The sequence below is a fragment of the Paraburkholderia sp. genome, from assembly GCF_035948235.1.
GTDB lineage: Bacteria > Pseudomonadota > Gammaproteobacteria > Burkholderiales > Burkholderiaceae > Paraburkholderia.
Genome location: NZ_DASZJJ010000267.1, coordinates 1 through 10,313, shown reverse-complemented (window position 1 = coordinate 10,313; position 10,313 = coordinate 1). Strand labels below are relative to the sequence as shown.

Here is a 10,313-nt window from a genome sequence, read left to right as displayed (position 1 = left end):
TCGACGACGTGCTCGACGTCACGCTCTGGCCGCTGCCCGAACAACACCGCGAAGCGATGGCCAAGCGGCGCATCGGCGTGGGCTTCACGGGACTGGGCGATACGCTGGTGATGCTTGGCATCCGCTATAACTCCGAGGAAGGCTGCGCATTCGGCGCGCGCGTGGGCCGCACGATGCGCGACGCCGCCTATCGCGCATCGGTCGAACTCGCGCGCGAGCGCGGCGCGTTTGCGCTTTTCAATGCCGATACGTATCTCGCGCCCGGCACCTTCGCCTCGCGCCTGCCCGACGATCTGCAAGCCGCGATCCGCACGCACGGCATCCGCAACAGCCACCTGCTGTCGATCGCGCCAACCGGCACCGTGAGTCTGGCCTTCACCGACAACGTCTCGAACGGCATCGAGCCGGCGTTTTCGTGGACCTACCAGCGCACGCGTCGCATGGCCGACGGCAGCCATGAAACCTTCGCCGTCGAAGATCACGCGTGGCGCCTCTATCGCACGCTGGGCGGCGACGTGAACGCCTTGCCCGCCTACTTCGTCAACGCGCTGCAGATGAGTGCGCAGGAACACGTGGCGATGATGGCGGCGGTGCAGCCCTTTGTCGATACGTCGATTTCGAAGACGGTGAACGTGCCCGCCGACTATCCGTTCGAGGCCTTCGAGGATCTGTATCTGGATGCGTGGCGGCGCGGACTCAAGGGACTGGCGACGTATCGGCCCAACGAGACGCTGGGCGCGGTGCTGCAAACACTGCCCGCAAACGAAGACACGCCCGCCGATGCGCAAAGCGACGCGCTGCTCGATCCGCTGCGCGTGGCGATCGACCATCGGCCCAAGGGCGAACTGCCCGCCGTGATCGAGAAGATCGAATACCTCACGCAGACCGGCAAGGTGTCGCTTTACGTGGCGGTGTCGTTTCTCGAAGTCACGGGCCAGGTGAGCGGCGAAACCGTGACGATCGAGCGGCCCATCGAATTCTTCATTCCCGTGGGTCAGCGCGACGAATCGCAGCAATGGATCACGGCGACCATGCGCTCGCTGTCGTTGGCAGCGCGCGGCGGCTTTGTCGCGCGCAATCTGCAGGATTTGCGCAAGGTGTCATGGGATCGCGGACAGGTGCGTTATGGCGAGACGCAACGCCTCGACGGCAAGCGCACGCCTTTGTGGCACGACTCCGAAGTGGCCGCGATTGCGTATGCGATCCAGCAGATTCTGCATCGACGCGGGTTTCTGGATGCCGAGGGGCGCCAGGTGCCGTCGAGGTTGCTGGCGCAGCGGCGCGAGGCTTCGGCTTTTTCCGGTGCGCCTGCGAGAGAAGATGCCGTGGAAGCGCGGGCCGGGGATCAGGTGCTGGACGGCCCCAATGCGCTCCCCGCCGACGCGACGCTCGGCGCACAACACGCCATGTTCGGGCGCAAGTGCGGTTCGTGCGGCGCGAATGCCGTTATTCGCAAGGACGGCTGCGATTTTTGTACGGCATGCGGGGAGATTGGGGTGTGCGGATAGCGTCTCACCCTTTCCCGAGATACCCCGCAAAACCCTGCACGCGCGCATCGATTTCGCCGGTGCGCATCAGTTTGAGCACCTGCAATTCATAAGGATTACTCGTCAATGGCTTGAACCCCGCCCGCTCGCCGCCCATGCGCCCGAGCGCGGCGGGCACGAGCGCCACGCCCATCCCAAACTCCACCGTCGTCACCACGGTCTGATTTCCCCGGCCAATTGTGGCCGCTCGCGCTGTTCTCAAGCGCACTGGCCGGTATTTCGCAGGTGTGCATCGCAGTGCTCGAATGCAGGCAGCCGCAGGCGTCCCGCAACGATGTGGCGATCGCGACGCAGGAGTAGACCTCAGTGTGCGTGAGCCGTTGCCGTCGCCTCTCGCGCCGCCGCTTCGATCGCCTGCATCAGCCACGCCATCGAAGCGCGCCACGCGGCGCTTTCGCGTCCGCCAGGCAGCGCGCGCAGGAGTTCGCGCTGGATCGCATCGCGCGTTTCGCCCGCCGGCAGAATATCGCCGAGACCCACCAGCGCTTCGGCCAGCGGCTCGCGCAGATCGGCCGTGCTCAACAGATCGCGCGCCGCGCCCGGCATCGCCGCGATCATGCGCACGCGCTCCTCCCAGACGATAAAACGCGCGAGCCGCGCGAACACGCTCGCCGCCGCACTGGCGTCCGGCACGCGCGCCGCGCCGCCAATCCACACGGCGAGTTCGTCTGCCGGCATCGGCCGGGCGATCACGTAGCCCTGCGCGCCATCCACGCCCAGAATCGCGAGCGCTTCGAGCAGATCCGGCGCATCGACGCCTTCCGCGAGCACCAGCTTGCCGAGCGAGTGTCCAAGGCGCGTCACCTGATAGACGACCCGCAGCGCGTCGAGCGTGGTGTCACCGCCCAGATGCGCGATCTCGCGATCGATCTTGATCCAGTCGAACGGCAGTTCGCGCAGCCTCGCCAGCCCGCTATGCCCGGAACCCAGATCGTCCTGGGCCAGCAACACGCCCAGCGCGCGAAACTTCGCGAGAATCGCGCGTTGCCCCTGGTTCAGCGACAATGCTTCGTTCTCCAGAACTTCCAGCGTGAGTCGTGCGCTCGGGCAGGCGTGCGCAGCCAGCAGTTCGCGGGTAGCGTCAAAGTAACGGATATCGTTGAGCGCTGCGGGCGGCAGGTTGATCGACACTTCGAGATCGTGGCCCGCCGCCAGCCATTGCGCGCGATCGGCAAGCGCCTGCTGCAGGCCGCGCACGAACAATTCGAGCAGATCGTCGGAAGCCAGCGCAAACAGGAATTCGTCGGGCGTGAGCAGACGGTCACCGTCGCGCAGTCGCGCCAGTGCCTCGACCTTGGCGCACTGTCCGTTCGAGAGGCTCAGCAAGGGCTGATAGTGCATCTCCAGCGCACCGGTGCGCACGAGCGCGGCCCAGTGCTGGCGCACGCTCATCGGCACGGCGGCCACATGCAGGCCGTCGTGCGTCTGCAGGCGCGAGACCGCACAGCCCAGCAGCGTTTGCAGCAATTCGATGAAAGCGACCTGATCCGGCCCGACGAAGCCACCCGGATACGCGCTATAGAGCATCAGGATCGCGATCGGCGTCTGGCCCGGCGCGGCCAGCGGGAGCGCCACAGCCGAGCGCAGTCCCTCGCGCTCGGCGACTTCGCGCCAGCGCGCCACCAGCGGATCGGTCTGATAATTGACTACGCGCTCGGGATTGCCGCTGCGCCACGCGCGTCCCACGGCGCCCTGTCCTTGCGGATGATCGGCGCGCACGCTGATCTCATGGCCCTGCGTCATCAGTACGTCGAGCAGGCCTTCGCCACCATCGCCATCGTGGCCACGCTGGCCGCCTGCGCCCGCTTCGAAGTGGAAAATGCCGCCCGCGTCGGGGCGGCCGATAGCGCAGGCGGTGACTTCATCGTGTGCGGCGAGCGTCGCAATCACCTGATCGATGAAATGCGTGTAGCCGCCCGCTTCCCAGACGATGCGCGTAATGCGCTGGAGTACGTCCTGCTGCGAGTCTTCGACGGATTGATAGGCTTTCAATTGCCAGGCGGTATCGGAAGTCAGGCGGCGTGAGTAGAGCGAAAGCGCCTGGCTGCTCACGTTGCGCCCAATCAGTTTGTAGAGCAGCTCCTGCAGGATGCCGCGGCTGCGCACCAGTTCTTCCTTGTCGAGTCCGACAATGGCGTGAATGCGGCCGATGCGCATCGCCATCTCGGCGTGCGCCTTCGACGTCAGTCCAGGCTGCGCAATGGCGAGGAGATTCTGGATCTGCCGCTCTTTGAGGTGGGCGAGCTCCTGCTCCGACAGCATTTCCAGAATGCGTCGGGATTTGGGCAGGCGAGCCAGTTCCTCATAGAAACGGTTCACCACGAGGTCTGCAGTGCCTTGCAATGCCTCGATCAGGGTTTGCATTAGCGCCTCTTGGCTCCCGGGCGGGGAAGTCGGCCGTCCATGCGCGGCGCGCGAGGCAACGGGCGAAGCAGCGAACGAGTTCGCGACGCTTTAGGCGCAATGATACGGCATGCCTGCGGGCATGGCCGTGCCCCAGCGTACATAGCCGGCCTGCCGGGCGGGAAAACGCCAGCAAATGGCGTTAAATTGCGTGGCGGTTTCTGCTGCTTTAAAGCAGCTTCAAAACAACGACATCAAAGCGGCGTCAAGAGCGCCTCGCCCGCGAAACACCGCATGGCGTTGTCGATGAAGTTGCGCACCGTGGCGTCGCGCACGTCGGGTGAAGTGCCCGCCACATGTGGCGTGAGCACGATGTTCTGCAGCGCGACAAGCGCCTGCGGGGGCGCGGGTTCGCCCTCGTAGACATCGAGGCCCGCACCGCCCAGCGTGCCTTCGGTGAGCGCAGCGGCGAGCGCCGCCGTATCCACCACGCTGCCGCGCGATACGTTGACAAGGAAACCTTCTGGCCCAATCGCGTCGAGCACCGCGCGATCGACCAGGTGTTTTGTTTGCGCGCCGCCCGGCGTGGCGATCACGAGGCAGTCGCTCCACTGCGCGAGCGCGAACGTGGAATCGAAGTAACGTGCATTCACACCGTCGCGCGGCGTACGGTTGTGATAGCCGATGCTCATATCAAACGCCGCCGCGCGACGCGCAATTTTCGCGCCGATATGTCCAAATCCGACGATTCCCAGCCGCCGTCCCGTGAGCGTGGGCCGCATCGGCAGCGCGTCGCGCCACACGCCCGCGCGGCACGCCGCGTCGTATTGCGGCACTGCGCGCACGGCGGCGAGCAGCAGCGCCATCGCGTGATCGGCGACGCAATCGGCATTCACGCCCGCGCCGTTACACAGCGCGATGCCGCGCGAGCGCGCGTGATCGAGCGCGATGTTTTCGACGCCCGCACCCAGCGCCGCCGCCAGTTCGAGCGCGGGCATCGCGTCGATTTCGTCTGCCGTAAGCCCCGTCGTGCCGTTGGTGAGCACCGCGCGCACCGTGTCGCCGTGCTGCGCCACCGCCGCCGCGCGCTGCGCCGCGTCTGGCGCGTAAAGCACGTCGAAATGCCTGGCCAGTACGGCGCGATCGTTGTCGGTAAGCGCAATGAGCACGAGCAGGCGAGATTTATCGGCGGCCGCGGCGGCGTTCATATCGGCTTCACTCCTTCGGTTTGCTAAGCAAATTTTCTTTCTCAGGCGGCACTCGCGTATCGCGCTACGACTTCCACGCGCGGCACCGCGCCTTCGGCGGCGGTGCGCGCGCGACGCATCTCGTCGGCGGGACTGCAGCCGAACAGACGCTTGAACTCGCGGCTGAACTGCGAGGCGCTTTCGTAGCCCACGCGCGTGGCCGCCGCGCTGACGTTCATGCCGTCGTGCGTGATCAAAATGCGTGCGTGATGCAGCCGCGTGGTTTTCACGTACTGCATCGGCGAAGTCAGCGTCACCGCCTTGAAATGCGCGTGAAACACGGCGAGGCTCATCCCCGCTTCGGCGGCCAGCGTCACCACGTCGAGGTCGCCGTGGAAGTCGGCGTGAATGCGGCGCAGCGCCTTGGCGATGCGGCCAAAGTGATGCTGGTGCGTGAGCGCCGCGCGAATCGCGTCGCCCTGCTCGCCCGTGAGCACGCGGTAGCAGATCTCGCGCACGATCGCGGGCCCGAGAATGCGCGCGTCGCCGGGATGCGAGAGCGCTTCGAGCAGGCGCAGCACCGCATTCGAGAGCGGCGCGTCGAGCGGCGTGGCGTAAATGCCCACGGGTTCGGCCACGGCGCTGCCGCGCGTGTCGTCGAGCGCCATCAGCAATTCCGCGACCATGGTGAGATCGACGCGCACCGAAATGGCGAGCAGCGGCTTTTCGGGCGTTGCCTCGGTTTCGCATTCGAACGGCAGCGGCACCGACAGCACGAGATATTGCTGCGCGTCGTAGATAAACACCTGATCGCCGAGAAAGCCGCGCTTGCGGCCCTGGCAGACGATAAAGATGCTCGGCTCGTACATCACCGGCCTGCGCGGATGCCCCTCGCTGCCGCGATAGAGACGCACGCCTTCGATCGCGCTCTGGTGCGCGCCGTCGCGCTGTGTGAGCTGCATAAGCAGATCGACGACGCGGCGCTGCAGGGCGTCCTCATCGTGGACAGTAGGCGACGTGGACAGAGTGGCAGGCAGGGAAACTGCTGTGGGAACCGTGCTGGCCGCGAGTGGCGCCGCATCGGCGATATGTGCATTTTTCATGACAGAAGCGCCCCTAAATTCATCAACAAAGGCGGAGAAACAGGCTTGCCAATCTATCACCGAATGCACCGCCGTGTTGTTGGCCAGGAGAATCAGGCAAGTCTTCGATAGATTCAGGTATTCCCTGGGTGCGGCCCGATCCTTACGATGGGAACCCTGCCGCAACACCCGAACCGTCCAGCGCTTCAACGCGTTGCGCTTTGGCGTTTGCGCTGTTTTTTCCGCGCTGTTTTACAGGAGTCACACGATATGTACCCGACTTACGGATATGCCGCTCGCGATGCCGAGTCGCCGCTCGCCCCCTTCGAATTCCAGCGCCGCGACCTGCGCGAACTCGATGTGCGTATCGACGTGCAGTACTGCGGTGTGTGCCACTCCGATCTGCATCAGGCGCGCAACGAGTGGCGCAACACGCTGTTCCCGGTCGTGCCGGGCCACGAGATCGTGGGCCGCGTCGCGGAAGTCGGCAAGGGCGTCACGCGCTACAAGGTGGGCGATCTGGTCGGCGTGGGCTGTCTGGTTGATTCGTGCCGCACCTGCGCGAGCTGCGAAGAAGGGCTTGAGCAGTATTGCGAAAACGGCTTTGTCGGCACCTATAACGGCAACGACCGCGTAACAGGCGACGTCACGTTCGGCGGCTACTCGACGCAACTCGTGGTGGACGAAGCCTTCGTGCTGCGCGTGCCGGACAACCTCGACGCCGCCGCGGCCGCGCCGCTGCTGTGCGCCGGCATCACCACGTATTCGCCACTGCGCACGTGGGGCGCGGGCCCGGGCAAGAAGGTCGGCATCGTCGGTCTGGGCGGCCTTGGCCACATGGGCGTGAAGATCGCTCACGCGATGGGCGCGCACGTGGTGCTGTTCACCACCTCGCCTTCGAAGATCGAAGACGGCAAGCGTCTGGGCGCCGATGAAGTCGTGATTTCGAAGGACCCGGAGCAGATGGCGAAGCACGCCAACAGCTTCGACCTGATCGTCAACACGGTGGCCGCGCAGCACGATCTGAACCCGTTCATCGAACTGCTCAAGCGCGACGGCACGCTCACGCTGGTGGGCGCACCCGAGCACGATCACCCGTCGCCGCAGGTGTTCAACCTGATCATGAAGCGCCGCCGTCTGGCGGGCTCGCTGATCGGTGGCATCGCGGAAACGCAGGAAATGCTGGACTTCTGCGGCAAGCATGGCATTACGTCCGATATCGAAATGATCAAGATGCAGGACATCAACGACGCCTACGAGCGCATGCTCAAGAGCGACGTGAAGTACCGCTTCGTGATCGATATCGACACGCTGCGCAAGTAAGCGCACGACCAACGACGTAATCCCCCTGCCCCGCCGGGCCGTCCATTCCGGACGGCCCGCCAGCCCTCCGCTTCGAGGCCGACTTTTCTGGCCTCCCGCAGCACCTCTGTAGTCGAGCCGGCGCCCGCGTGCGCCGCCAGTTAACGCATCGATTCTGAACCGTTAGCCGCGCGTCGCTTTCCGCGAGACGCCGGCGTCGCAATGCGTTTGCCGCGCGTTGCGGCTCACTGCTTTCCAGCCGTTGCGCGGAAATTGTTCCAAGCCGTTTAGCCCAGTTTCAAGCCCGCATTCGAAGGAGCTCGCCCGTGATCGACCGCATCCAGGCGATGCGAACATTCGTCCGCATCGTCGACACCAATAGCTTCACCAAAGCCGCGCAGTCGCTGGACATGCCGCGCGCCAGCGCCACCACGCTGATGCAGAGCCTCGAGGCGCTGCTCGGCACGCAGTTGCTCGTGCGCACCACGCGCCGTCTTTCGCTCACGCCGGAAGGCGCCGCTTATTACGAACGCGCTTCGCGCATCCTCGCCGATATCGACGATGCCGAAGCGAGCGTGCGCCAGTCGCCAGGCGCGATCGGCGGACGTTTGCGCGTGGAAATGCCGGGGCTGATCGCCAACGCGATCGTGCTGCCCGCGCTCGACCAATTCCACGCGCGCTATCCGCAGATCGATTTAGTGATTGGCGTGAGTCTGCGCAATGTCGATCTGGTCGGCGAAGGCGTGGATTGCAGCATCCAGCTAGGCGAGTTGCCGGATTCGGGTCTCGCCGCGCGCCGGCTCGGCCTGCTCGAACACGTAACCTGCGCGAGTCCGGCCTATCTCGCCCGGCACGGCGCGCCCACTTCGCTCGACGATCTCGCGCAGCATCCCGTGGTGAATTTTTTGTCGCCGCTGACGGGCCGCCCGTACGAGTTCGATTTCGAGGTGGACGGCAGCCCGACCAAGGTGAAGGTGGACGGCTTCGTGCATGTGTCCGACGAATTCGCCTATCTCACCTGCGGGCTGCAGGGCTACGGGCTGGTGCAGCCGCCGCTGCTCGCGGCCCAGCAGTATCTGGACAGCGGCGCGCTGGTCGAGGTGCTGCCGCAGTGGAAGCCACTGCCGACGCCGGTGTCGGTGGCCTTCGTGAAGTCGCGTCAGCCTGCGCCGCGCGTGCGCGTGTTCATCGACTGGCTCGCCGAGCTGTTCGAGGACGCCGGCACGCTCAACCGCGATCTGTCGCGCGTGCGGCAGTTGCTGGAAGGCTTGCAGCCGGCGTGAGGTGATTCATGAAGTAGCCGCGATGCACGAACGGTCCGGCGGCCCCGATCGAGCCGCCGGACCGTTCGAACTCAATCCGCCAGCACGTCCTCGGTCACGCGCGTAAGCGCCATGCCGCGCCGCGCGTGGAAGCGCGCCATGGTCTCGTACGGCAGCCAGGCATCGGCCTGATACGGCGCCACGCCCGACGGATTGTGGAACCACACGCCACCCTCGCTGCGTCCGTGCAGCAGGATCAGGTGTCCGCCCTGGCTCTCGTTGGCGCGCTCGGGATAGCGGATCTCGGGGCTCACGGACACGATCGCGAGCGTATCGGCGGCAAGGCGCGCAGCGCTCGCCTGAATGTCTTCGTCGACCATCACCTCGACGCGCACGCCGTAGGCATCCTCGGCCCACTGCGCGAACGGGTGGTAGATCAGCCCGTCCACGCCGCCGTCCTCGCGCATGCGGTAGACGCCGTGGCGCAGCGCGTCTTCGAGCATCGCGGCGCGCGGCGCGTGCTCGATGCCCCAATAATCGAGCGCCGATTCGAAGCAGGTCAACCCACACAGCCGCTTGGCCCAGAAGCGATATTGCTCAGGCTGCGCGAAACCGCTCGCGCGCCACGCCGGGTCGTCGCAGGGATCGACGTCGTGTTCGGCGATGCGCTCGACCCACTCCGGGCTGCCCCACTGGCTGTAATACGGCACGCCAAAATGGCGGATTTCCCGCTCATGGGCCAGCGCCCGGCGCTGTCCGCTTTTCGGCTCACTGCCCAGCTCGCTTTGATGTTCGCGCAATGCTTGTGTATTGATTTCGTTCAAGCTTTTCTCATCCCAGTGTCGTTATGCAACCGTAATCGGTCTGAAGGGCACACCCGCGCCCCGGCTCATGAAATGCGCGTACAAAGACCATTGTCGCAAAGCATCGTGACGCGTGCGGGTGCCGTGTCTCCGCGCCGCTCCCGGGCGATTCGCGACGGCCGGCGCGCCACCGGCATCGACAGCAATCTGACCCTTAATGTTGTCATACAAAAGCCAAGCGATTGTCAAATGATGCGTTTAGAATATTGTGCGCCCATGCTCTGTCAGAATTATTTGTTCCGGCGGCGGCACCGCGGCACGCGATAATTAGCCCAATCCGACTCGATCCTCCCCCATAAGCAGTATGTCGAACGTTGCACACACAACCGACTCGGCCGCGGTCGCGGAGCGCGTACGTGAGCTGATGAGCCGTCATGGCATCGGCAAGCGCCAGCAGACCACCGAGCTGTGCCGGATTCTTGAATTGAGCTTTTCGCAAGGGCACCGCAAGCTGCGCGGCAACAGCCCGTGGACGCTTGCGCAGATCAAGAAAGTGGCCGAGGCGTTCGGCGAGCCGGCAGGCCAGTTGTTCGGCGCGCAGTTGCTCGATCCCGGCATGGTGGGCGCGACCGCGCAAGACGCGCTGTTGTGCGTGAGCGCCGTCGAGCTGGCGTGTACCGCCTGGATCGGTGCGCCGGTGGAACCCGGCACCCGCCCGGACTTCGTCGCCTATGAGAAGCAGGGCCAGTGGCGCGTGGTGCGCCCGGACGGCGCGCTCTATCTGAAC

The 10,313-nt window shown here is 65.3% G+C and carries 8 protein-coding genes and 1 pseudogene; 4 read left to right on the top strand and 5 right to left on the bottom strand.

Features of this window, described 5'->3' with window-relative positions:
• Positions 1-1,278: pseudogene (locus tag VG320_RS23190) on the top strand (ribonucleoside-diphosphate reductase, adenosylcobalamin-dependent); the annotation flags it as partial.
• A 234-nt stretch (positions 1,279-1,512) separates the two neighbouring features.
• Here the strand turns inward: VG320_RS23190 and VG320_RS23185 are convergent.
• The 4 genes from VG320_RS23185 to VG320_RS23170 all read right to left on the bottom strand — a co-directional run bounded on the left by VG320_RS23185 (position 1,513) and on the right by VG320_RS23170 (position 6,039).
• Entirely contained in the window at positions 1,513-1,680 is a 168-nt protein-coding gene (locus VG320_RS23185; RefSeq protein WP_327202405.1) for a hypothetical protein, read from the bottom strand.
• Between the two features lie 170 nt (positions 1,681-1,850).
• A complete protein-coding gene (locus VG320_RS23180; protein WP_327202404.1) occupies positions 1,851-3,911 on the bottom strand; it encodes an EAL domain-containing protein in 2,061 nt (686 codons plus the stop codon).
• 233 nt (positions 3,912-4,144) lie between these two features.
• A complete protein-coding gene (locus VG320_RS23175; RefSeq protein WP_327202403.1) occupies positions 4,145-5,098 on the bottom strand; it encodes an NAD(P)-dependent oxidoreductase in 954 nt (317 codons plus the stop codon).
• 41 nt (positions 5,099-5,139) lie between these two features.
• Positions 5,140-6,039 carry an AraC family transcriptional regulator gene (locus tag VG320_RS23170; protein WP_327202407.1) on the bottom strand — a complete coding sequence of 300 codons (900 nt, stop codon included), beginning with the start codon at positions 6,037-6,039 and terminating at the stop codon, positions 5,140-5,142.
• Positions 6,040-6,429: 390 nt separating this feature from the next.
• On the opposite strand from VG320_RS23170, the gene VG320_RS23165 reads away from it, so the two are divergent.
• Positions 6,430-7,482 carry an NAD(P)-dependent alcohol dehydrogenase gene (locus VG320_RS23165; RefSeq protein ID WP_327202402.1) on the top strand — a complete coding sequence of 351 codons (1,053 nt, stop codon included), beginning with the start codon at positions 6,430-6,432 and terminating at the stop codon, positions 7,480-7,482.
• A 305-nt stretch (positions 7,483-7,787) separates the two neighbouring features.
• The gene (locus VG320_RS23160) at positions 7,788-8,744 is read left to right on the top strand and encodes a LysR family transcriptional regulator (RefSeq protein WP_327202401.1); all 957 of its coding nucleotides are present in this window, start codon (positions 7,788-7,790) and stop codon (positions 8,742-8,744) included.
• 71 nt (positions 8,745-8,815) lie between these two features.
• Here VG320_RS23160 and VG320_RS23155 read toward each other — a convergent pair whose 3' ends face one another.
• The gene (locus VG320_RS23155; RefSeq protein ID WP_414696103.1) at positions 8,816-9,466 is read right to left on the bottom strand and encodes a C39 family peptidase; all 651 of its coding nucleotides are present in this window, start codon (positions 9,464-9,466) and stop codon (positions 8,816-8,818) included.
• 424 nt (positions 9,467-9,890) lie between these two features.
• Between VG320_RS23155 and VG320_RS23150 the strand changes: the two genes are divergently transcribed.
• On the top strand, positions 9,891-10,313 hold a 423-nt coding region (locus tag VG320_RS23150; RefSeq protein WP_327202400.1), incomplete at its 3' end, for a helix-turn-helix domain-containing protein.